At 64.5% G+C, this 21,784-nt stretch carries 20 protein-coding genes; 13 read left to right on the top strand and 7 right to left on the bottom strand.

What is annotated here, in order from left to right; genetic code table 11:
- Position 1: 1 nt before the first annotated feature.
- Genes G471_RS0103730 through G471_RS0103755 form a run of 6 tightly spaced genes read left to right on the top strand, consistent with a single transcriptional unit; the run spans position 2 to position 6,026 of the window.
- A complete protein-coding gene (locus G471_RS0103730) occupies positions 2-931 on the top strand; it encodes a branched-chain amino acid ABC transporter permease (RefSeq protein WP_028994143.1) in 930 nt (309 codons plus the stop codon).
- Between the two features lie 25 nt (positions 932-956).
- A complete protein-coding gene (locus G471_RS0103735; protein ID WP_028994144.1) occupies positions 957-2,033 on the top strand; it encodes a branched-chain amino acid ABC transporter permease in 1,077 nt (358 codons plus the stop codon).
- Positions 2,034-2,083: 50 nt separating this feature from the next.
- Positions 2,084-3,415 carry an ABC transporter substrate-binding protein gene (locus G471_RS0103740; RefSeq protein WP_028994145.1) on the top strand — a complete coding sequence of 444 codons (1,332 nt, stop codon included), beginning with the start codon at positions 2,084-2,086 and terminating at the stop codon, positions 3,413-3,415.
- Positions 3,416-3,472: 57 nt separating this feature from the next.
- The gene (locus G471_RS0103745) at positions 3,473-4,288 is read left to right on the top strand and encodes an ABC transporter ATP-binding protein (RefSeq protein ID WP_028994146.1); all 816 of its coding nucleotides are present in this window, start codon (positions 3,473-3,475) and stop codon (positions 4,286-4,288) included.
- A complete protein-coding gene (locus G471_RS0103750; RefSeq protein WP_028994147.1) occupies positions 4,285-5,514 on the top strand; it encodes a phenylacetate--CoA ligase family protein in 1,230 nt (409 codons plus the stop codon). The genes G471_RS0103745 and G471_RS0103750 overlap by 4 nt, the downstream gene beginning before the upstream one ends.
- A 14-nt stretch (positions 5,515-5,528) precedes the next feature.
- Positions 5,529-6,026, top strand: coding sequence for a hypothetical protein (locus G471_RS0103755; protein WP_028994148.1), 498 nt, complete (start codon positions 5,529-5,531; stop codon positions 6,024-6,026).
- Between the two features lie 6 nt (positions 6,027-6,032).
- Here G471_RS0103755 and G471_RS0103760 read toward each other — a convergent pair whose 3' ends face one another.
- Positions 6,033-7,247, bottom strand: coding sequence for a CaiB/BaiF CoA transferase family protein (locus G471_RS0103760; protein ID WP_245580495.1), 1,215 nt, complete (start codon positions 7,245-7,247; stop codon positions 6,033-6,035).
- Between the two features lie 48 nt (positions 7,248-7,295).
- Between G471_RS0103760 and G471_RS0103765 the strand changes: the two genes are divergently transcribed.
- A complete protein-coding gene (locus G471_RS0103765) occupies positions 7,296-7,904 on the top strand; it encodes a hypothetical protein (protein WP_028994150.1) in 609 nt (202 codons plus the stop codon).
- On the opposite strand, the gene G471_RS0103770 is transcribed toward G471_RS0103765, so the two are convergent.
- The 3 genes from G471_RS0103770 to G471_RS0103780 are packed head-to-tail and all read right to left on the bottom strand — an operon-like array spanning position 7,901 to position 9,678.
- The gene (locus tag G471_RS0103770) at positions 7,901-8,755 is read right to left on the bottom strand and encodes an SPFH domain-containing protein (protein WP_028994151.1); all 855 of its coding nucleotides are present in this window, start codon (positions 8,753-8,755) and stop codon (positions 7,901-7,903) included. The two genes, G471_RS0103765 and G471_RS0103770, sit on opposite strands and share 4 nt — an antisense overlap.
- A gap of 2 nt (positions 8,756-8,757) precedes the next feature.
- Positions 8,758-9,204 (bottom strand): NfeD family protein, encoded by a 447-nt coding sequence (locus tag G471_RS0103775; protein ID WP_028994152.1) that lies wholly within the window; start codon positions 9,202-9,204, stop codon positions 8,758-8,760.
- Positions 9,205-9,222: 18 nt separating this feature from the next.
- A complete protein-coding gene (locus G471_RS0103780; RefSeq protein ID WP_088177946.1) occupies positions 9,223-9,678 on the bottom strand; it encodes a PhaM family polyhydroxyalkanoate granule multifunctional regulatory protein in 456 nt (151 codons plus the stop codon).
- A gap of 87 nt (positions 9,679-9,765) precedes the next feature.
- Here G471_RS0103780 and G471_RS0103785 point away from each other — a divergent pair, with 87 nt between their 5' ends.
- Positions 9,766-10,428, top strand: a complete 663-nt coding sequence (locus G471_RS0103785) for a response regulator (RefSeq protein ID WP_028994154.1) — start codon at positions 9,766-9,768, stop codon at positions 10,426-10,428.
- Here G471_RS0103785 and G471_RS18225 read toward each other — a convergent pair.
- From G471_RS18225 to G471_RS0103800, 3 genes are read right to left on the bottom strand one after another with little or no spacing between them, the layout of a single operon-like run.
- A complete protein-coding gene (locus tag G471_RS18225) occupies positions 10,425-12,500 on the bottom strand; it encodes a sensor histidine kinase (protein ID WP_051295256.1) in 2,076 nt (691 codons plus the stop codon). The genes G471_RS0103785 and G471_RS18225 overlap by 4 nt on opposite strands.
- 3 nt (positions 12,501-12,503) lie before the next feature.
- Entirely contained in the window at positions 12,504-13,253 is a 750-nt protein-coding gene (locus G471_RS0103795; protein ID WP_028994155.1) for a class I SAM-dependent methyltransferase, read from the bottom strand.
- A gap of 59 nt (positions 13,254-13,312) precedes the next feature.
- Positions 13,313-16,777: an indolepyruvate ferredoxin oxidoreductase family protein gene (locus tag G471_RS0103800; protein ID WP_028994156.1), complete on the bottom strand. Its 3,465-nt coding sequence runs from the start codon at positions 16,775-16,777 to the stop codon at positions 13,313-13,315.
- 218 nt (positions 16,778-16,995) lie between these two features.
- Between G471_RS0103800 and G471_RS16625 the strand changes: the two genes are divergently transcribed.
- The 5 genes from G471_RS16625 to G471_RS0103825 all read left to right on the top strand — a co-directional run bounded on the left by G471_RS16625 (position 16,996) and on the right by G471_RS0103825 (position 21,773).
- On the top strand, positions 16,996-18,249 hold the full coding sequence (locus tag G471_RS16625) for a branched-chain amino acid ABC transporter substrate-binding protein (protein WP_043420676.1): 1,254 nt from the start codon (positions 16,996-16,998) through the stop codon (positions 18,247-18,249).
- 70 nt (positions 18,250-18,319) lie between these two features.
- Entirely contained in the window at positions 18,320-19,243 is a 924-nt protein-coding gene (locus G471_RS0103810) for a branched-chain amino acid ABC transporter permease (protein WP_028994157.1), read from the top strand.
- Positions 19,240-20,313 (top strand): ABC transporter permease subunit, encoded by a 1,074-nt coding sequence (locus G471_RS0103815; protein ID WP_028994158.1) that lies wholly within the window; start codon positions 19,240-19,242, stop codon positions 20,311-20,313. The genes G471_RS0103810 and G471_RS0103815 overlap by 4 nt, the downstream gene beginning before the upstream one ends.
- Positions 20,310-21,071 carry an ABC transporter ATP-binding protein gene (locus G471_RS0103820; protein ID WP_028994159.1) on the top strand — a complete coding sequence of 254 codons (762 nt, stop codon included), beginning with the start codon at positions 20,310-20,312 and terminating at the stop codon, positions 21,069-21,071. Before G471_RS0103815 ends, G471_RS0103820 begins: the two co-directional genes overlap by 4 nt.
- Entirely contained in the window at positions 21,072-21,773 is a 702-nt protein-coding gene (locus G471_RS0103825; RefSeq protein ID WP_028994160.1) for an ABC transporter ATP-binding protein, read from the top strand.
- Positions 21,774-21,784 lie beyond the last annotated feature (11 nt).

Consider the following 21,784-nt stretch of genomic DNA (forward strand, 5'->3'; position numbering starts at 1 on the left):
CATGGGATTCTTTGTTGAAACACTGATCGGCGGCCTCATGGCCGGCATGCTGTATTCCCTGGTGGCACTGGGCTTCGTGCTCATCTTCAAGGCCTCGGGGGTCTTCAACTTCGCGCAGGGGGCGATGGTGCTGTTCGCCGCGCTGGCCATGGCGCGCTTCTCCGAATGGGCAAACATCGCGCTGGGCGGTGACAGCCTGTTCCTGGCCAACCTGATCGCCTTCCTCGGTGCCGGCGTGGTGATGTTCATCGTTGCCTGGATCATCGAGCGGCTGGTGCTGCGCAACCTGGTCAACCAGGAAGGTGCGACGCTGCTGATGGCCACCCTCGGTATTGCTTACGTGCTCGAAGGCGTCGGCCAGACCATCTTCGGCGGGCAGATCTACACGATCGACGTCGGCATGCCGAAGGACCCGGTGATCATGTTCGAGTCGCTGTTCGAGGGCGGCATCATGATCAACAAGGAAGACTTCATCGCCGCACTGATCGCTGCCGTGCTGGTCGGTGTGCTGACGCTGTTCTTCCAGAAGACGCCGACCGGTCGTGCCCTGCGCGCGGTGGCTGACGATCACCAGGCGGCGCAGTCGATCGGTATTCCGTTGAACCGGACCTGGGTCATCGTCTGGTGTGTCGCCGGTATCGTCGCTTTGGTGGCCGGCATCATCTGGGGTTCCAAACTCGGCGTTCAGTTCTCGCTGGCGACCGTGGCGTTGCGCGCGCTGCCGGTGGTCATCCTCGGCGGCCTGACTTCGGTCCCCGGCGCGATCATCGGTGGCCTGATCATCGGTGTCGGCGAAAAGCTCTCCGAAGTCTATCTCGGCCCTTATGTCGGCGGCGGTATCGAAATCTGGTTCGCTTATGCGCTGGCCCTTGTTTTCCTGCTGTTCCGTCCGCAAGGACTGTTCGGCGAGAAAATTATCAACCGCGTCTGACCACGGCTAAACGGGAGAATACAAAGTGATTTATCGCGAAAATGGCCAGTTCAAGACGACTTACGCGGCCGACCAACAAATCTTCACCATCGCCCAGGACAAGTGGTTCGTCCTCGGCCTGATCGCCTTCGCCTTCATCGGCGTGCCGATGCTGGCCGACGAGTACATGTTCCGGGCGATCCTGATTCCCTTCCTGATCCTGTCGCTGGCGGCGCTGGGGGTTAACCTCCTGGTCGGTTACTGCGGCCAGATCACGCTCGGGGCGGGGGCCTTCATGGCCATCGGCGCCTACGCGGCGTACAACTTCATGATCCGCGTCGATGGCGTGCCGCTGGTCGCGGCCTTGCTGCTCGGGGGCGCGACGACTGCAGCGCTGGGTATCATCTTCGGGATTCCCAGCTTGCGTGTGCGCGGCCTCTACCTGGCGGTGGCGACGCTGGCGGCGCAGTTCTTCTGCGACTGGGCCTTCCTGCGTCTGGGCTGGTTCACCAACTATTCGCCGTCGGGTTCGGTGTCGATTTCCAACCTCAGTGCGTTTGGCTGGGCGATTGACAGCCCGGTCGAGAAATACCTGTTCTGCCTGCTTTTCCTGGTCGCCTTCGCCTTCTTTGCCAAGAACCTGACGCGCGCCAGCATCGGTCGGCAGTGGATGGCCATCCGCGACATGGATGTGGCCGCCGAGGTCATCGGCATCCGGCCGATGTGGGCCAAGCTGTCGGCGTTCGCCGTGAGTTCCTTCTTCATCGGCGTCGCCGGTGCCTTGTGGGGCTTCGTGCACCTGGGTTCCTGGGAGCCGGCCGCCTTCTCGGTCGACCGCTCCTTCCAGTTGCTGTTCATGGTCATCATCGGCGGTCTCGGTTCGATCATGGGCAGTTTCTTCGGTGCCGCCTTCATCGTCATCATGCCGATCTTCCTGAACCAGGCCCTGCCGGCGCTGGGCAGCCTGTTCGGTATCGCCATCTCGACGGCGGGCGTTGCCCACGCCGAATTCATCATCTTCGGTTCGTTGATCGTGTTCTTCCTGATCGTCGAGCCCCATGGCCTTGCCCGCTTGTGGGCAATCGCCAAGGAGAAACTGCGTCTGTGGCCATTCCCCCACTGACGCGGCATGCGCAGTACCCACGCTTCACTTATAACAGGAGGAGACAACCCATGAAATTTCGTTCCCTGGCCCTTGCGGCCGCCATTGCCTCGGTTGGCCTGAGTGCCGCTGTCGTCAGCCCCAGTGCTCATGCCCAGGCTAAGGAGCAGTTCTTCCCGGTGCTCGTCTATCGCACCGGTGCCTACGGTCCCAACGGCACGCCGTGGGCCAACGGTTACGTCGATTATCTGAAGCTGGTCAATGCCAAGGGCGGCATCAACGGCGTCAAGATCAGCTTCGAAGAATGTGAATTCGCCTACGCCACCGACCGTGGTGTCGAGTGTTACGAGCGCCTCAAGGGTAAAGGCGCCACCGTCTTCCAGCCGCTGTCCACCGGGGTGACCTTCGCCCTGACGGAAAAGGCGCCGGTCGACAAGATTCCGCTGGTGACTGCCGGCTACGGCCGCAGCGAGTCGCAGAACGGTGCCGTGTTCGACTGGAACTTCCCCTTGCTCGGAACCTACTGGGTCGGCGCCGACGTCGCCATCCAGCATCTGGGCAAGCAGTACGGCGGTCTGGACAAGTTGAAGGGCAAGAAGATCGCGCTGGTTTACCACGACAGCCCGTACGGCAAGGAGCCGATCCCGCTGCTGCAGGAACGGGCGAAGATGCACGGCTTCACCCTCCAGTTGCTGCCGGTTGCCCACCCGGGCGTCGAGCAGAAGGCGACCTGGCTGCAGATCCGCCGCGAGCGTCCGGACAACGTCCTGCTGTGGGGCTGGGGTGTGATGAACTCGACCTCGCTGAAGGAAGCCCAGGCGACCGGCTATCCGCGCGAGAAGATGCTGGGTATCTGGTGGGCCGGTGCCGAACCCGATGTCAAGGACGTCGGCATGGGCGCCAAGGGCTACAGCGCGATCACGCTGCAACACGGTGCCGAGCCGAATTCCAAGGTGGTCAAGGACATGCTGGCGATGGTCCACGCCAAGGGCCAGGGGACCGGCCCCAAGGATGAAGTCGGTTCCGTGCTCTACATGCGCGGCCTGATTTCGGCCATGGTCGCCGTCGAAGGCGTGCGCAAGGCGCAGGAACGCTATGGCAAGGGCAAGGTCATGACCGGCGAACAGACTCGCTGGGGCCTGGAAAACCTGAACCTGGACGACAAGGCGCTGGCCGACCTGGGCTTCGCCGGCGTGCTGCGTCCGATCCAGACCTCCTGTACCGACCACATGGGTTCGCCGTGGGCGCGTATCCATACCTGGGACGGCGCCAAGTGGAACTTCTCTTCGGATTGGTACCAGGCCGACCAGAAGGTGCTGCGTCCGATGGTGATGTCTGCTTCGACGCGTTACGCCGAGGAGAAGAAGATCACCCCGCGTACGCCGGAACAGTGCAAGCAATAAGCTGAAACAAACGTCCGCGCCCTTCGGGGCGCGGACGTACTGAACAGAGAGTCGACGATGAATGCTGCCAACGCGACATTCCTCAATGTGAACAACATCGAGGTCATCTACAACCACGTCATCCTAGTCCTCAAGGGCGTTTCCTTCAGCGTGCCGGAAGGGAAGATCGTTGCCCTGCTGGGCGGCAACGGGGCTGGCAAGACAACCACGCTGCGCGCGGTCAGCAATCTGCTGCACGGCGAGCGCGGCGAAGTGACCAAGGGCTCGATCGAGCTCAAGGGCGAACAGGTCCAGGCGATGACGCCGGGCGATCTGGTGCGTCGCGGCGTCGTCCAGGTGATGGAGGGGCGGCATTGCTTCGGCCACCTGACCATCGAGGAAAACCTGCTGACCGGGGCGTATACGCGTACCGACGGCAAGGCCGCCGTCCAGGAAACCCTGGAAAAGGTCTACAACTTCTTTCCCCGGCTGAAGACCCGGCGCACCAGCCAGGCCGCCTACACCTCGGGCGGCGAGCAGCAGATGTGCGCGATCGGTCGCGCCCTGATGGCCAAGCCCAAGCTGGTCCTGCTCGATGAGCCGTCGATGGGCCTGGCGCCGCAGATCGTCGAGGAAGTATTCACCATCGTCAAGGAATTGAACGAGAAGGAGGGCACGACCTTCCTGCTGGCCGAACAGAACACCAATATCGCCCTGCGCTATGCCGACTTCGGCTACATCCTGGAAAACGGCCGGGTGGTCATGGAAGGGGCAGCGAGCGAGCTGCGCGACAACGAGGACGTCAAGGAGTTTTACCTCGGGCTGTCGTCGTCGGGCCGCAAGTCCTTCCGCGAGGTCAAGCATTACCGTCGGCGCAAGCGGTGGCTGTCGTGAGCTACTACGATACCCTGGAAACCCGCGCGCCGGCCGAGCGCGAGGTGCAACTGTTCGCCCAGTTGGCGCGTCAGGTGGCGCACGCCAAGGCGCATGCGCCGCATTACGTGCGTCTGCTGGCCGACGTCGATCCGGCGGCTTGCGTCAGCCGCCAGGCCTTGAGCCGTTTGCCGCTGACCCGCAAGCGCGACCTCATCGAACTGCAGAAATCCTGCCCGCCCTTCGGCGGACTGAATGCCGGGCCGCGTTCGCGGGCGCGTCGGGTGTTTTCGTCGCCGGGGCCGATTTACGAAGTCCAGAGCCAGGAAACCGATCACTGGCGGATGGCACGCGCCCTTTACGCAGCCGGCTTCCGCCAGGGTGACCTGGTGCATAACTGCTTCTCCTATCATTTCACGCCGGGTGCCTTCATCTTCGAGGGCGGCGCCCGCCAGCTTGGCTGTTCGGTTTTCCCCGGCGGCACCGGGCAGACCGAACAGCAGATCCAGGCCATGGTCGATCTGCGTCCCGATGCTTACGTCGGCACGCCGTCCTTCCTGCGCATCCTGATCGAGAAGGCTGAGGAGAGCGGCGCTGACATCCGCAGCCTGCAGAAAGCCTGTGTTTCCGGCGAGGCCTTGCCCGGCGTCGTCCGCCAGTGGCTGGGTGAGCGCGGGATCACCGTCCGCCAGTGTTATGCGACGGCCGAGATCGGAGTGATTGCCTACGAGAGCGAGCCCGATGCCGGCCTGGTGGTCGACGAAGGTGCGCTGGTCGAGATCGTCCGCCCCGGAACCGGTGATCCGGTCGCCGAGGGCGAGGTCGGCGAAGTCGTGGTCACCACCTTCAATGCCGATTACCCGCTGATCCGCTTTGCCACCGGCGACCTGTCGGCGGTCATGCCCGGCGTCTCGCCCTGCGGGCGGACCAACATGCGGCTCAAGGGCTGGATGGGACGGGCCGACCAGACGACCAAGGTCAAGGGGATGTTTGTCCACCCCGAGCAGATTGCCGAAGTGGCCAAGCGCTATCCGCAGATTTCCCGGATGCGCCTGGTCGTCGACAATCCCGACGCTCAGGACCGGATGGTGCTTTGCTGCGAAGCCGGCGCCAGCGACGCCGCACTGGCGGAAAGTCTGGTCAACGCGTTGCGCGAACAAACCAAATTGCGCGGCAGCGTGGAATTTTTTGCGCCCGGGGGCTTGCCGAACGATGGAAAGGTGATCGAAGATAAGCGGGTCTATTGATCCGGAATTTTCCAATGCGTTTTCTGGCGCTTGTCCTGGCCGTGCTGGCCTTGCCCCTGCAGGCTGAAGAGCCCGCCCTGAGGCCATCGGCGGGCTTGTTGTTCAAACATCCCGAGCTGGTCCGGCCGGGCAGTTGCGTTGCCTATCGCGAAGGCGGGGCCGGCTGGATCCTGGTCGAACCGCTGTACTACCTGCGCGGCACCGTCAGTTCTTCCGAGGTGACGACGCGCCGCCTGGTGCAGTGTCCGGCGGTCGCGGGCAAGACCCGCGAACAATACAGCCGCGACGAGTATGTCCGCCTGGTTCGAGCCACCCCCTGCCTGGCGGCCGGCGAGGCGGAACGTGAGGAACAGGTCGGCCTGGTCCGGCTGCGGGTCGAGTCCTGGGAAACGCCACACATGCGCAAGGCCGAAAATGCCGGGCGTTTGTACCGCGGCATGTTCCTCGACCAGCCCCTGAAAAAGGGCATGGAAGTCGAACTCGAGGCCGACCTGCTCGGCCCCTGTTCCTGATTCGCCTCAGCCGCCCAGCGTTACCGCGCCGAGGCTGACCAGACGCTCGATCTCCGCCTCACTCAACCCCAGTGCCTGCAAGCGTTCGCGGCTGTGCTCGCCGAGCAGCGGCGGGGCAGCCTGTACTGTCGCCGGCGTTCTTGAGAGTCGTGGTGCCGGCGATGGCTGACGCACCCCGGCGATGTCCACAAATGCTTGGCGCGCCTGATTGTGCGGGTGCTCGGTCGCTTCCCGCATGCTCAGTACCGGCCACACGCAGTCGTCGCTGTCGGCGAACAGCGCCTCCCAGTGGGCCAGCGGCTGCCGGCTGAAGATTTCGCTCAGCCGCTGTTTCATGCGCGGCCAGGTTTGCGTGTCGTACTGCCGGCCGCTGAAATCCGGATCGTCGTTGAGGCCGAGGCGGGCGACAAAGGTCGCGTAGAACTGCGGTTCGAGCGGGCAGACGCTGAGCCAGCGCCCGTCGGCGCAGCAATAGACGTCGTAGAACGGGGCGCTCGAATCGATCGCACATTGGCCGTGCCATTCGCCCAGTGCGTCGAGGTTGAACAGGCCGTGGGCGAGCAGGGCGGCGCCCTCGCACATGGCGGCATCGATGACCTGACCCTGGCCGCTGTTCCTGGCTTCGATCAGCGCACAGGCGATGCCCCAGGCCAGCAGCAGGCCGCCGCCGCCCATGTCGCCGACCAGGGTCGGTGGCGCCCACGGGGCGCCGCCGTGACGGCGACCGGTATCGAGAACGCCGGCGATGGCCGCATAATTGGCGTCATGGCCGGCGCGCGGTGCCAGCGGGCCGTCCTGGCCCCAGCCGGTCATGCGTCCGTAGATCAGGCGCGGATTGGCGGCCAGGCAGACCTCGGGGCCGAAGCCCAGACGCTCCATGACACCGGGTCGGAAGCCTTCGATCAGGACATCGGCTTCGGCGATCAACTGCATGACCAGCGGCCGCACCGCCGGATTCTTGAGGTCGATGCACAGCGATTTCTTGCCGCGGTTGGCCACGGCCTTGCGACCGCCGCCGAACAGTTGCGAGGCGAAGGTGCCACCGGCGCGTTCGAGCAGCGTGACTTCGGCGCCCATGTCGGCGAGCAGCATGCCGCAAAAGGGGCCGGGGCCGATGCCGGCGAATTCGACGACCTTGATGCCGGCGAGCGGCCCGGTGGCTTTTGTTGCTGATGTCTCCATGTGGATTTTCTCGTTGTTGATGTCGGCCAAGTATCGCATGCACCGGCGGCTTCGGGCATGATCGCGGATTCAAGAGAGGATGGGTCGATGAAGGACAAGATAGATGAGCTGCTGGCACGTATTGCGGCGCTGCAGGACGAGCTGGATAACGAATATCGCCGGGCACGCGAGGACTGGGCCCGCAAGAAGGCCGAACTGGCCGATGAGCTGGCCCGCCAGCAGCGACGCTACAAGACCGGACTGTTCCGTTTCATCGTCCGTTCGCGCATTCTGGTCCTGCTGACGGCCCCGGTGATCTACGCCGGCTGGATTCCTTTCCTGGTGATCGATCTGTTCGTCACGATCTACCAGAGCATCTGCTTTCCCGTCTATCGCATTCCCAAGGTCCGCCGGGCCGACTACATCGTCTTCGACCGCGAAGACCTGCCTTACCTGAACCTGATCGAGAAATTCAACTGTTTCTATTGTTCCTATGGCAACGGTGTGGCGGCCTATGTCCGGGAAGTGGCGGCGCGGACCGAACAGTACTGGTGCCCGATCAAGCACGCGCGACGCATCCGCGCGGCGCATGACCGCTACCCCAAGTTCTTCGATCATGGGGATGCAGAGGCCTTCCAGCAGGGATTGAACCGACTGCGCCGGCAGTACGACGACGTCGATGAGGTCAAGGCGCCGGCAAGCCGGCGCGACGACTAGGCCTTGCGTCCGAACAGGCCGCGCACCGCTTCCTGCAGGTCGGCAGGGAGAACCACCAGCTTGGCGTTGTCCTTCTCGCCCAGGCGCTCCATGGCGGCAATGTATTTTTCGCCGAGCATGTAGGACATCGGGCCGGTCTGGTCGCCGATGGCGGCGGTAATGCGGCGGATTGCCTCGGCCGAGGCCTCGGCCAGCATGACCTGGGCGTCGGCGTCGCGCTTGGCCGATTCCAGTCGCGCTTCCGCTTCCAGGATGGCCGACTGCTTGGCGCCTTCGGCGCGGGTGACCACGGCCTTGCGCTCGCGTTCGGCGGCGGCCTGCATCTCCATGGCCTTCTGCATCGATTGCGACGGCTTGATGTCCTGGATTTCGACCGACTTGACCGTCAGGCCCCAGTCCACCGCCTCGTCGGCGATGCTTTCGCGCAGTCGTGCCTTGATCTTGTCGCGCGACGACAGCGCCTCGTCGAGTTCCATTTCGCCGACGATGGAACGCAGCGTGGTCATGATCAGGTTACGGATGGCTTCCGAGAAGTCGGTGACGCCATAGACCGCCTTGACCGGGTCGGTCACTTTGACGAAGGCGATGGCGTTGGTCAGGATCACCGCGTTGTCGCGGGTGATCACTTCCTGTTCCTGGACGTCGAGGATGATGTCCTTGGTGATCAATTGGTAGGCGATGCGGTCGATATAGGGGATGACCACGTTGAGGCCGGGTTTCAGCGTGCCGTGATATTTGCCCAGGCGCTCGACGATCCACTCCTCGCCCTGCGGCACCAGGCGCACCCCCTTGGCGATGGTGACGGCGACGAAGACAAGTACGACGACACTGACGATCAGGCCTGCTTCCATGTTTAAACTCCGGTTCTGGTGACTTTGAGGAAACTGCCTTCAACGGCAACGACACGCACCCGCTCGCCGGCGGCAATGCTCTCGTCGGCCAGGCATACCCATTCGTCGGATCCCAGCAGCGGTCGCTGAAAACGTACCCGCCCCTTGGCGAAAGGTTCGATGGCGGCAACCACCAGGCCGGCCTCGCCGATGACCTCGCCGGCCGTGCCGCTGCGGGTGCGTTCGAAGCCCTGGCGGAAGACGCGGAACCAGAGCACGGTCATGGCCAGGGAAGCGATGATCCACAGGCTGATCTGGGCGGTTCCCGACAAGCCGGGAGCGAGCAGGACGATGAGGCCGACCAGCAGCGCGCCGAGACCGAACCAGATGATGTAGAAAGCGGGAATGGCCAGTTCGGCCAGGGTCAGCAGCACGCCGCCGACAATCCAGTGCCACCATTCGGGCTGCATCGGGCTTTCCTTCGAGGCTTATTTCTTGGCCGTGCTGCGACGGGATTTGGGTTTTTCCGGTGCCGGCTGTGCTGCCTGGGTGGCGGCTTCGGCATTCTGCTGCATGTGCTCGCGCATCTGCTGCATCATCTGCCAGGGCCACAGCGCGGCTTCCGAGAGTGCGCCGGGCGCTTCTGCCGGCGCCTCCGGTGCGGCTTCCTCGTTCATCTTGCGGGCGGCATCGGAGGCCATCTGGCCCATGGCCTGGACCGTGCTGACCGTGGTCCGCTGCATTTCGAGTCCCTGGATGGTCATCTGCAGCATCGACAGGTTCATGCGCAGCCAGCCTTCGACCGCCTTCATGTCCTTGATCCGCTTGTCGAGTTCTTCCAGGTCGAAGGTCGGAGCGACCATGCCGGGCAGGGAGAAGCCCATGTTGCCCCACATGTTGCGCATGAAATTGAGTGGGTCGTGTGCCTGTTCGTCAGCCATGATCGTCTCCCTGAGTTAATGCATGTGACGATCTTAAACCACTTTGTGTCGCAAAATGATAAATTACCCGTCGTTATGAAAGGGGAATAGATGCTCAAGTTGCTGGTAGTCGAAGATCACGCCCTGGTACGTGAAGGTCTGGTCGGTCTGTTATCCCAGATGGAGGATGGCGTCGAGGTGTACGAAAGCGCCGATTTCGAGAGCGCGCTGGGCATGCTCGACAGTGAGGGGGATTTCGATTTGGTCTTGCTCGATCTGGCCCTGCCGGGGATAGACGGGTTTGCCGGGCTGGACATCCTGCGTCGTCGTTACCCGGCCATGCCGGTTGCCGTGGTGTCGGCCTTCGACGACATGCCGACGGTGACGCGGGTGCTCAACCTGGGGGCTTCGGGGTTCATTCCCAAGGCCATGAACGGCGAATGCCTGCTGAACGCCGTGCGCGAAGTGCTGGCCGGGAACATTTTCCGACCCAGCGGGCAGCAGCCGGCCCGCATGGACGATGCCATTCCCGTGCCGCCGTCGAGCGTCAGCGTGCGGCCCGAGGAAATCGGCCTGACCGAACGTCAGGCCCAGGTCTTGTGCCTGATGGTGCGTGGCTTGTCGAATCGCGACATCGCCGAGCAACTCGATCTCTCCGAAGGTACCGTCAAGATCCACGCAACCGCCGTATTCAAGGCGCTGGGCGTCAATAGCCGGACGCAGGCGCTGGTTACCGCGGCGCGTTACGGCATCGATTTCAGCGACGTTTTCTAGCCGGCCTGTGGCCGGCGCAGTGCGCTGGCCCGCAACAGGGCGCGCAGGCGGGCCGGACGCAACGGCAAGCCCAGGCGGTGGCTTCCTTTGGGGAGGGGCATCTCGGGCGGGCTGCCGAGTATGATCAAGGGCATGTCCGGATCGATGTCGGGGATGTTTTCCGCATCGCAGATGACGATGCTGTCGCTGCGCAACTGAGCCACCGACGCGCAGTCGCCCTCGCTGATCCGGTAGTTCCAGCTGGCGACCAGCGCCCGCGACGCCAGCAGGTCCGGCGAATTGCCGACGAAATGCACCAGGCCGACCGTGCCGTTTTGCTGTGCCACTGTTTCCTGGGAGGGTGCCCGGGCGCGCTGAACGAGCAGGCCGAACGTCGTGCCGTTGCCGATTTCCGAATCGAGCGATACCTCGATGTCCAGGCCTTTGGCCAGGCGCTCGACGATGGACAGGCCGAGGCCGAGGCCACCGTCCTGCTCGCGGGCGACGTTGGCGACCTGGAAAAATTCGGCGAAGATCGCCGCCCGGTACTCGCGGGCAATGCCGATGCCGCTGTCGCGAATCTCGATGCGGATGGCGTCCTCCCGAATGCGGGCGCCGACCAGCACGCTGCCGCCGGCCGGGGTGTAGCGCAGGGCATTCGCGATCAGGTTGCCGATCATCCGCTCCAGCAGGCGCGGGTCGCTGCGCAGGTAATAGCGATTGGGATGAAAGCGTAGGCGCAGGCCATGGGCCTCGGCCTGGCGGTGGAAGGCGCCATGCAGTTGGCGGAAGACATCGTTGAGCGCAAACACCTGGATCTCGGGGCGGACGCCGTCGATGTCCAGGCGCGAGATATCGAGCAGCGCATTGAGCATGTCGCCCAGCGTCTGTGTCGACGCGCCGATCTGTTCGGCAATGCGCGGGACCTCGCGCAGACGGCCTGCCGCCGCCTGGCGCTGCAGGTCGGTGGTGAACAGGGAGAGGGCGTGCAGCGGTTGTCGCAGGTCATGGCTGGCAGCGGCCAGGAAGCGGCTCTTGGCCGCGTTGGCGCGTTCGGCCGCATCCTTTTCCGCCGCCAGTGCGGCGGTCGCCTGGTCGATCCGGGTTTCCAGCTGGTCGCGACTGTCGGAAAGGGCTTCGGTCATTTCCCGCAGTTCGCCGACCTGACGGCGCAAGAACATCGCGCCGCTGAACATCAGCGCGATCAGCATGGCCCCGAGCGTACCGATTTCAAAGCGCCGGTTGCGCCAGCCGGCAAGCACGGAATCGGTGGGAATGATGGCAACCATGCGCAGATCCGGGAAACCGGGTACCGGCGAGGTCGAGATCAGCAGGCCGTTGCCGCGCGCCAGGCCGGTTTCCGGAATCAGGCCGGCCGGCCGGCCGTCGAACAGGGTGCTGCCGGCCGGCCGGCCGAGGATGCCGGAATAGGTGCTCAGGTCGGCCGGGCGGCAGGAGGCGACAATTTCGCCCCGGGCATTGGTCAGCACGGCATCGAAATCGTCGGACAGGCGGTTGGACCAGCAGAAGTCCTGCATGTAGGCCGGCTCGATGGCGGCGAAGGCGGCACCGGCAAAGCGGTTTTCGGCATCGGTCAGGCGATGGGCGATGGCGTAGGTATAGCGTCCGGAATTACGTCCGACGTAGGGACCGAACGTGGACCAGGGGGCGCCGTTTTCCAGCGCGACAAAGTAGGGGCGGTCGCGTACGTTGATCGGCGGCGGCGGGAAATAGGTCGAGATGAAGCGCTGATTGCCCAGCTGGTCGAAGACGATCAGGTCGCGCAGTTGCGGCATCGCCCGGGAATGGCGCTGGGCGATGTACTCCCAGCCGCGTACCGGCTCCCAGTCGGGCCAGTTGTTGCGACTGTGGGATAGATCGGTGGCGACTTCCTTGACCAGCACGTCGACCGCCTCGAAGGCACGGGCGGTGTGTTCGGCCATCATCACCGAAAACTGTTGCAGACGCTGTTCCCCGGTGTCGATGTCGCGCTTGTAGGACAGCGTCAGGTCGACCACGAAGGCGATCAGGACGGCCAGTGTCCCGGCCAGGGCCAGGCTCAGGGCGAGCTGTTCCGGCTGGCGCTTGAACATGCGTCAGATCCGGTAGCAGTACAGCGGTCGCGGCGGCGTGCAGGCGACGTCGATAACGCATTCCGGCGCCACGCCGGGGATGGGGAAGCTGTTGCTGACCAGCAGGCTGCCCGGTTTCATCTCCGCCTTGGCCTTCTCCCAGAGTTGCGGCATCGGTGCCGGCGACAGGAAGGCATAGACCACGGCGTGCTCGTGTAGTGGCATCTGCCACATGTCGCCCCAGCGCCATGACAGATTGGGTCGGCCGACGCTGAGCAGTCGGCCGGCCAGCCAGGTGGCCGGTGCATTCTCGATGCCGGTGAATTGGCGGTCGGGCCAGCGGTCGGCCAGCGGGATGACGGTGCTGCCCAGGCCGGCGCCGAGGTCGAGGAAGCTCTCGGCTTCTTCCTTGCCGAGCAGTTCGTCGAGAGCAGCGACGGTTTCCGGATTGGACAGATAGAGCGGGACCTGGCCGCTCAGTGCGCCGCGATAGACGAGCAGCAGCAGGATGAATGCGAGCAGGAACCAGCCCGGGTCGATGGCCAGGTGGTAGGTTACCCAGACCAGAGGCATGAACAGCGCATGCATCACGCGCCACCACCAGGGCTGGCGGCTCAGGGTGGCGAAGACCAGGGCGACGGCGCCGATGGCCAGGCTGGTTTGCTGCCAGGGCATGGCTTCCGCCTGCCAGCCGTAATACGGCCAGGCGAGCGAGAGAACGACGATGACGGCGGCCCCTTGCAGGGCGAGTTGGCGGGTCGGGGTGGAAATCATGGCAGGATTCTAAGGGAAATCGCCCGGCCAGGTTTGCCGGGCGAGCACATGACTCCTGCCTATCGAGATGCCTGCAGCAAGCCCTCCCGGGTTTTGGCCGCTCGTGCGGCCGCCTGCTGGCGTACCGGGCCGAAGCCGCGTACCGATTCCGGCCAGGCGGCCAGTGCCAGACGTCCGGGGCCGGGCGGCATGGTGGCGATACGTTTCAGGTCGGCTTCGTAATCCGCCAGCAATTGCCGATCCAGGCGGGCCTCCTCGCCGTTGCGCCAGGGGTCGAGCCAGCTGCCGCGCCAGCGGCGGGCACGGGCGAGCAGACGAAGCAGGGGCAGCAGCCAGGGACCGAAATGGATTTTCCGAGGTCGGCCGTCGCTGCCTTGACGGGAAAGTCCCGGGGGCGCCAGATGGAAGCCGAGCTTGAGCTTACCGTCGAAGCGGGCGGCAAATTGCGCCAGGAAACTTTGCGCGCTGAGCAGGCGGGCCACCTCCCAGGGGTCTTTCGGCGCCAGCAGGCGCGCGTACTGGACGGCGACGACCCGGCTCAGGGCGTCGTCGCCCAGCGCCTGGATGGGCGCCAGTCCGGCCCGGTAGCGGGCGGCCAGCGCTGCATCCTGGTAAGCGCTCAGGTGTTCGACGCGGCGGGCAATCAGTTCGTCCAGCGATTGCTGGTCGATGCCGGGGCGCGCCGGGCGCTCGCCGACCACGGCCGCGACGGCCTCGGGGTGAGCGGCGACGCGGCGGCCCCAGAGGAAGGCCTGGCGGTTGGCGTCGACGGCGGCACCGTTGAGGGCGATGGCCTGGTCGATGGCGCCGGCCGACACCGGGACCAGCCCCTGTTGCCAGGCGCAACCGAGCAGCAGCATGTTGGCGTAGAGCGCGTCGCCCATCAGCACGCTGGCCAGGTGCTGCGCGTCGACGAAACTGACGCGGTCGGCGCCCAGCGTTTCCTCCAGTTGCCGTTGCAGGCCGGCCTGCGGGAAGCGCCAGTCGCGGTTGCGGGTGAATTCGGCGGTCGGCGTGGCGGTGCAGTTGACGATGGCGCGGGTGTGGCCTTCCAGCATTTTTGCGCAGGCTTCGGGGCTGGCGCTGACGACCAGGTCGCCGCCCAGGATGGCGTCGGCTTCCCCGGTTGCGATGCGGGCGGCGTGGATGTCCCCGGGGCGGTCGGCAATGCGCAGGTGCGAGAAGACGGCGCCGTATTTCTGCGCCAGTCCGGTCATGTCCAGTGTCGACACGCCCTTGCCGTCGAGGTGTGCGGCCATGCCGAGCAGGGCGCCGAGGGTGATCACGCCCATGCCGCCGACCCCGGTGATCAGCAGGTTGTACGGCTGTTCGGTCGACGGCAGGGTGGGCAGCGGCAGGCTGGCCCAGCCGTCATGCTGGGTCGCAGCGGCCTTTTTCGGTCGGCCGCCGGCGACGGTGACGAAACTCGGACAGAAGCCCTTGAGGCAGGACAGGTCCTGATTGCAGGCCGACTGGTCGATCTGGCGCTTGGTACCGAAATCGGTCTCGACCGGCACCACCGACAGGCAGTTGGATTGCACCGAACAGTCGCCGCAGCCTTCGCAGACATCCTCGTTGATCACGACGCGCCGGCTGGCGGCCGGCATCTTGCCGCGCTTGCGCCGGCGCCGGGCCTCGGTGGCGCAGACCTGGTCGTAGATGAGAACGGAGACGCCGGGAAACTCGCGCAGCTCGCGCTGGACGACGTCGAGTTCGTCACGGTGGCGGACCGGAACGTTCGGGGCGAGGTCGGTGATGCCGGCGTATTTCTCCGGCTCGGCGGCGACGATGACCATCTTGCCGACGCCCTCGGCCTCCAGTTGCCGGGTGATCCGGGCGACGCTCAGGACGCCGTCCACCGGCTGGCCGCCGGTCATGGCGACGGCGTCGTTGTAGAGGATCTTGTAGGTGATCGGCACTTTCGCCGCAATCGATTGCCGGATGGCCAGCAAGCCGGAGTGGAAGTAGGTGCCGTCGCCGAGGTTGGCGAAGATGTGCTTTTCCTCGGTGAATGGCGCCTGGCCGACCCAGGGCACGCCTTCGCCGCCCATGTGGGTGAAGGTCGAGGTCGACCGGTCCATCCAGGTCACCATGTAGTGGCAGCCGATGCCGGCGACAGCGCGCGAACCTTCGGGGACTTTGGTCGAGGTGTTGTGCGGGCAGCCCGAGCAGAAGTGCGGTTTGCGCTCGGCCAGCACGATGGGGGTTTTCGCTGCCTGCTGCTTGTCTTCGATCAGCTTCAGCCGGGCTTCGATGGTCGGCGAGGTGAAGAAGCGGCCGATGCGCCGGGCGATGACGCGAGCGATGCTGGCCACCGGCAATTCGCCGGCAGCCGGTAGCAGCCAGTCGCTGTGCGCCAGGTAGCCGCCGTCGCCTTCGACGGTCCATTCGCCTTTCTCGTCGAACTTGCCGACGATGCGCGGGCGCACGTCGTCGCGCCAGTTGTACAGCTCTTCCTTCAGCTGGTATTCGAGCAACTGGCGTTTTTCCTCGACGACCAGGATTTCTTCCAGCCCTTCGGCGAAGTGGCGCACGCCTTCCGGCTCCAGCGGCCAGACCATGCCGACCTTGTACAGGCGGATGCCGATCTGCGCGGCGAGCGTTTCGTCGATGCCGAGTTCGTCGAGTGCCTGGCGTACGTCGAGGTAGCTCTTGCCGGCGGTGAGGATGCCGAGCCGGGGCGCCGGCGAATCGATGATCACGCGGTCGAGCCGGTTCGCCCGGCAGTAGGCCAGCGCCGCGTAGAGCTTGTGGTTGAGCAGGCGGGCTTCCTGGACCAGCGGCGGGTCCGGCCAGCGGATGTTGAGGCCGTCGGGCGGCAGGCTGAAATCGTCCGGAATCCTGATGTCGACCGCGCTCGGGTCGATATTCACCGAGGCCGAGGTCTCGACCGTGTCGGCCAGCGCCTTGAACGCCACCCAGCAACCGGAGTAGCGGCTCATCGCCCAGCCGTGCAGGCCGAAGTCGAGGTATTCCTGCACGTTGGCCGGATAGAGCACCGGCATCATCACCGCCTTGAAGACGTGTTCGGTCTGATGCGGCAGCGTCGAGGATTTGGCCGCGTGATCGTCGCCGGCAATCACCAGCACGCCGCCGTGTCTGGCCGTGCCGGCAGCGTTGGCGTGGCGGAAGACGTCGCCGCAGCGGTCCACGCCCGGCCCCTTGCCGTACCACATGGCGAACACGCCGTCGTATTTGGCGCCGGGGAACAACCCGACCTGCTGGCTACCCCAGACGGCGGTGGCGGCGAGGTCTTCGTTGACGCCGGGCTGGAAGGTGACGTGGTGCTCGGCCAGGTGGGTCTTGGCCTTCCACAGACCGAGATCGAGGTTGCCGAGCGGGCTGCCGCGGTAGCCCGAGACGAAGCCGGCAGTGTTGAGTCCGGCGGCGAGGTCGCGTTCGCGCTGCAGCATCGGCAGGCGGATCAGTGCCTGGGTGCCGGTCAGGAAGACGCGGCCGCTGTGGCGGGTGTATTTGTCGTCCAGGGTCGCGGATAGCGACGCCGGCAAATCGGGCTTGCCCATGTTTGTCTCCATTTATGCGGCCTTGTGGGCCGGTTGCTGTATTCCCGAACACCGGGGGTGGTGGTTTTCGGAATCTGGAGCTTGGAGTATCGGGGCGGGAGGATGGTTCGTGCAAGCGCCGCGGCGGGCGAAATTTCGTCTTGACGTTGGAGTATGTGTATGCGCAGAATCGTTACCTGTTGTTTCCAACACCCTTCCCCCATTCAGGAGACCTACCGATGCAAGCCAAGCTTTCCGTAGTAGCCCTTTCCGTTGCAGCAGCCTTCGCTCTTTCCGCCTGTGGCCAGAAGGACGCGCCCGCCCCCGTCGCCGCGCCGGCCGCCCCGGAAGCCAAGCCTGAAATCGTCGTCAAGCTCGGCCACGTCGCGCCGATGACCGGCCCGCAGGCTCACCTGGGCAAGGACAACGAGAGCGGCGCCTTGCTCGCCGTCGAAGAACTGAATGCACAAGGCCTGGAAATCGGCGGCGCCAAGGTCAAGTTCCAGCTGGTCTCGGAAGACGACCAGGCCGATCCGAAGCAGGGCACCATCGTTGCCCAGAAGCTGATCGACGCCAAGGTCAATGGCGTGGTCGGCCATCTCAATTCGGGCACCACCATCCCGGCTTCCAAGCTCTACTTCGACGCCGGCCTGCCGCAGGTTTCGCCGTCGGCGACCAATCCGAAGTACACGCAACAGGGCTTCAAGACCGCCTTCCGCGTGATGGCCAACGACATCCAGCAAGGCAAGGTACTCGGCGAGTTCGCCGCCAAGCAGGGCGTCAAGACCGTCGCCATCATCGATGACCGTACCGCCTACGGTCAGGGTCTCGCCGACGAATTCCGCAAGGCTGCCGAGGCCGCCGGCCTGAAGGTCGTCGCCAATGAATACACCAACGACAAGGCGACCGACTTCAAGGCCATCCTGACCAAGATCAAGTCGACCAAGGCCGAACTGGTCTTCTACGGCGGCATGGACGCCCAGGGCGGTCCGCTGGTCAAGCAGATGAAGGATCTCGGCATCAAGGCCAAGTTCCTCGGCGGCGACGGCGTGTGTACGCCGGAATTCATGAAACTGGGCGGTCCGGCTGCCGATGGCGAATACTGCTCGCTGCCGGGCGTGCCGCTGGAGCAACTGGCCAAGGGTCCGGAGTTCAAGAGCAAGTTCGAAGCCAAGTTCGGTTACCAGATCCAGCTCTACGCACCGAACGCCTACGATGCGGTGATGGTCATTGCCGATTCGATGAAGCGCGCAGGTTCCGTCGAGCCGGCCGCTTATCTGCCGGAGATCGCCAAGACCAAGATGGAAGGGGTCAGCGGCAATATCGAATTCGACCAGTTCGGCGACCTGACCAGCGGCGCAATTACCCTGTACCAGTACCAGGGCGGCGCACTGAACTACGTCGAGACCCTGGGTGGCGCCCCGGTTGCCCCGGCCGCCGAGGCTCCCGCCGCACCGACAGCACCGGCAGCACCGGTCGAAGAGAAGAAGTAAGCAGCCAGTCTGCACCAGGAAACGGCACCGCAAGGTGCCGTTTCCATATCCCGGTCTCAACGGATTCAAAATGGATATTTTCCTTCAACAGATCATCAACGGCCTGGTCCAGGGCAGCATCTACGCGCTGGTCGCGCTGGGCTACACCATGGTCTACGGCATCATGGGGCTGATCAATTTCGCCCACGGCGAAGTCGTCATGATCGGTGCGCTGATCAGCATCACCGTGACCAGTACCCTGGCCGCCGCCGGCATGCCGCTCGGACTCGCCGGCCTGTTCGGGCTGGTCGCCGCCATGCTGACCTGCATGGCGCTCGGCTGGAGCCTTGAACGTATCGCCTACCGCCCGCTGCGCGGTTCGCCCCGGTTAACGCCCCTGATCACGGCGATCGGTATGTCGATCGTCCTGCAGAACCTGGCGATGATCTTCTGGGGGCGCAATTACATGACCTTCCCGCCGCTGCTGCCCAAGGTCAATTTCGAATTTGCCGGCACCCATTTCACGCTGGTCCAGGTAGTCATCGTGCTGTTGTCGGCGGCGCTGATGGCCGGTCTGGTCTTCCTCGTCTATCGCACCAAGCTCGGCATGGCCATGCGCGCCACCGCCCAGAACCCGGCCGTGGCCAGCCTGATGGGGGTCAATATCAACCGCGTCATCGCCTCGGCCTTCGTCATCGGCTCGGCGCTGGCCGCCGTCGCCGGCGTCATGGTTGGCAGCTACTACGAAATCGCCCACTACCAGATGGGCTTCATGCTCGGCCTCAAGGCCTTCACTGCGGCCGTGCTTGGCGGTATTGGCAATCTCGCCGGGGCGATGGCCGGCGGTATCCTGCTCGGCATCATCGAGGCGCTCGGGGCCGGTTATATCGGCGACTTCACCGGCGGCTTCCTCGGCAGCCATTACCAGGACATCTTCGCCTTTGTCGTGCTGATCGTCGTGCTGATGTTCAAGCCTTCCGGTTTGTTTGGCGAGAAGACGGGAGACCGCGCATGAAGAACTGGCTTTCCCCCAAATCGATGACCGGCATCGCGCTGATCGCCATCGCCCTGATCGTGCTGCCGCACGTGGTTGGCATGGGCGGACAGGCCTGGGTGCGCATCCTCAATTTCGCCATCCTCTATGTCTTCCTGGCGCTCGGCCTGAACATCGTGGTCGGTTTTGCCGGTCTGCTCGATCTTGGCTACATCGCCTTCTACGCGGTCGGCGCCTATACCTGGGCGCTGCTCGCTAGTCCGCACTTCGGCCTGCATTTCCCGGTCTGGGCGATCCTGCCGATCGGCGCCCTGATGGCCTGCGTTTTCGGCGTCCTGCTTGGTTCACCGACGCTCAAGTTGCGCGGCGATTATCTGGCCATCGTCACACTGGGTTTCGGCGAAATCATCCGCATCTTCCTCAACAACCTGAATTCGCCGGTCAATATCACCAACGGGCCGCAGGGCATCACCCTGATCGATCCGGTCAAGGTCGGCGATTTCAGTTTTGCCGGAACCTCGCAGATATTCGGCATGACCATGACCGGGCCGCAGAAGTATTACTACCTGCTGGTCGCGCTGGCGCTGCTGGTCATCATCATCAACGTCCGCCTGCAGCACTCGCGTATCGGCCGCGCCTGGCAGGCGATCCGCGAAGACGAGATCGCGGCCAAGGCGGTCGGCATCAACACCCGCAACATCAAGCTGCTGGCGTTTGCCATGGGCGCCTCGTTCGGCGGCATCGCCGGTGGCATCTTCTCGGCCATGCAGGGCTTCGTTTCGCCGGAGAGCTTCTCGCTGATCGAGTCGATCATGGTCCTGGCGATGGTCGTGCTCGGCGGCATGGGGCATATTCCCGGGGTCATCCTCGGCGCCGTGCTGCTGACCTTCCTGCCCGAAGTGCTGCGTTACGCGGTGACGCCGGTGCAGATGGCGCTGTTCGGCAAGATTCTGGTCGATCCGGAAAGTCTGCGCATGCTGGTCTTCGGGCTGGCGCTGGTGCTGGTGATGCGCTTCAAGCCGGCCGGCCTGTGGCCGTCACCAGAGCGTAGCCGGGAATTGAGCGAAAAGCCGGTGGAGGTCGTCAAATGAGCGACATCCTCCTGCAGGCCAATGCCGTGGCCAAGCATTTCGGTGGGGTCAAGGCCCTGCGTGACGTCAGCCTGTCGATCCGGCGCGGTGAAGTCTATGGCCTGATCGGCCCGAACGGTGCCGGCAAGACGACCTTCTTCAACTGCATGACCGGACTCTACATTCCGGATGGCGGCGGTTTCACCTTCGACGGCGTGGCGCTGCAGGCTGACGCGCCGCATCGCGCGGCCGAACTCGGCATTGCGCGGACCTTCCAGAACATCCGCCTGTTCGGCAACATGACGGCGCTGGAAAACGTCATGGTCGGCCGCCACGTCCGGACCAAGGCCGGCGTCTTCGGCGCGATGTTCCTCAACCGGGCAACGCGCGACGAGGAAGCGGCGATCCGCCAGCGAGCTGTCGAGCTGCTGCACTACGTCGATATTGCCGACCGTGCCGACGACCTGGCCAAGAATCTTTCCTACGGTGATCAGCGCCGGCTGGAAATCGCCCGCGCGCTGGCCACCGAGCCCAAGCTCCTGTGCCTCGACGAGCCGGCGGCCGGCATGAATGCCACCGAGACCGAGGAACTGCGCGTGCTGATCGAAGGCATCCGCAAGGACGGGACGACGGTGTTGTTGATCGAACACGATGTGAAACTGGTCATGGGCCTGTGCGACCGTGTCGCCGTGCTCGACTACGGCGCGCTGGTGATCGAGGATGTGCCCGCCGTGGTGCAGAAGGATCCGCGTGTCATCGAAGCTTACCTGGGGGCGTGAATGCTTGAAGTAACGGGACTCCACGTCGCCTATGGCGGCATTCAGGCGGTGCGCAGCATCACCTTTCACGTGAACGAAGGCGAAACCGTCGCCCTGATCGGGGCCAACGGTGCCGGCAAGACGACCACGCTGAAAGCCATCTCGCGGATGGTCGGGGCAACTGGCGACGTCCATTTCTGCGGCGAGAAGATACTCGGCATCTCGCCGCACGAAATCATCCGCAAGGGCATCGCGCTGGTGCCCGAGGGCCGCGGCGTTTTCCCGCGCCTGTCGGTGCTGGAAAACCTGCGCATGGGCGCCTTTGTCCGTGACGACAAGGCGGCCATCGCCGACGACATCGAGCGCATGTATGCCTATTTCCCCCGCCTGAAGGAACGTGCCGACCAGTTGGCCGGCACGCTTTCGGGCGGCGAACAGCAGATGCTGGCCATCGGTCGGGCGCTGATGAGCCGGCCGAAGATGCTGCTGCTCGACGAACCGTCGATGGGTCTGGCGCCGATCATGGTGCAGAAGATCTTCGAGGTCGTTCGCAACGTTGCTGCCGCCGGCATGACCATCCTGCTGATCGAGCAGAATGCCAAGCTGGCGCTGGAATCGAGCCAGCGGGCCTATGTGCTGGAAAGCGGCGAAATCACCCTGAACGGCGACTCGGCCGAGCTGCTGCACGATCCCAAGGTCAAGGCCGCCTATCTCGGCGAATGAGTCAGCGCCGC

It is taken from the genome of Azonexus hydrophilus DSM 23864 (genome assembly GCF_000429605.1).
Lineage (GTDB): Bacteria > Pseudomonadota > Gammaproteobacteria > Burkholderiales > Rhodocyclaceae > Azonexus > Azonexus hydrophilus.

Bases quoted from the DNA above. Each gene is read 5' to 3' on its own strand.
- G471_RS0103730 (WP_028994143.1), top strand. From the start codon at position 2: ATGGGATTCTTTGTTGAAACACTGATCGGCGGCCTCATGGCCGGCATG.
- G471_RS0103740 (WP_028994145.1), top strand. From the start codon at position 2,084: ATGAAATTTCGTTCCCTGGCCCTTGCGGCCGCCATTGCCTCGGTTGGC.
- G471_RS0103745 (WP_028994146.1), top strand. From the start codon at position 3,473: ATGAATGCTGCCAACGCGACATTCCTCAATGTGAACAACATCGAGGTC.
- G471_RS0103755 (WP_028994148.1), top strand. From the start codon at position 5,529: ATGCGTTTTCTGGCGCTTGTCCTGGCCGTGCTGGCCTTGCCCCTGCAG.
- G471_RS0103760 (WP_245580495.1), bottom strand. From the start codon at position 7,247: ATGCGATACTTGGCCGACATCAACAACGAGAAAATCCACATGGAGACA.
- G471_RS0103765 (WP_028994150.1), top strand. From the start codon at position 7,296: ATGAAGGACAAGATAGATGAGCTGCTGGCACGTATTGCGGCGCTGCAG.
- G471_RS0103770 (WP_028994151.1), bottom strand. From the start codon at position 8,755: ATGGAAGCAGGCCTGATCGTCAGTGTCGTCGTACTTGTCTTCGTCGCC.
- G471_RS0103775 (WP_028994152.1), bottom strand. From the start codon at position 9,204: ATGCAGCCCGAATGGTGGCACTGGATTGTCGGCGGCGTGCTGCTGACC.
- G471_RS0103785 (WP_028994154.1), top strand. From the start codon at position 9,766: ATGCTCAAGTTGCTGGTAGTCGAAGATCACGCCCTGGTACGTGAAGGT.
- G471_RS18225 (WP_051295256.1), bottom strand. From the start codon at position 12,500: ATGTTCAAGCGCCAGCCGGAACAGCTCGCCCTGAGCCTGGCCCTGGCC.
- G471_RS0103795 (WP_028994155.1), bottom strand. From the start codon at position 13,253: ATGATTTCCACCCCGACCCGCCAACTCGCCCTGCAAGGGGCCGCCGTC.
- G471_RS0103800 (WP_028994156.1), bottom strand. From the start codon at position 16,777: ATGGGCAAGCCCGATTTGCCGGCGTCGCTATCCGCGACCCTGGACGAC.
- G471_RS16625 (WP_043420676.1), top strand. From the start codon at position 16,996: ATGCAAGCCAAGCTTTCCGTAGTAGCCCTTTCCGTTGCAGCAGCCTTC.
- G471_RS0103810 (WP_028994157.1), top strand. From the start codon at position 18,320: ATGGATATTTTCCTTCAACAGATCATCAACGGCCTGGTCCAGGGCAGC.
- G471_RS0103815 (WP_028994158.1), top strand. From the start codon at position 19,240: ATGAAGAACTGGCTTTCCCCCAAATCGATGACCGGCATCGCGCTGATC.
- G471_RS0103820 (WP_028994159.1), top strand. From the start codon at position 20,310: ATGAGCGACATCCTCCTGCAGGCCAATGCCGTGGCCAAGCATTTCGGT.
- G471_RS0103825 (WP_028994160.1), top strand. From the start codon at position 21,072: ATGCTTGAAGTAACGGGACTCCACGTCGCCTATGGCGGCATTCAGGCG.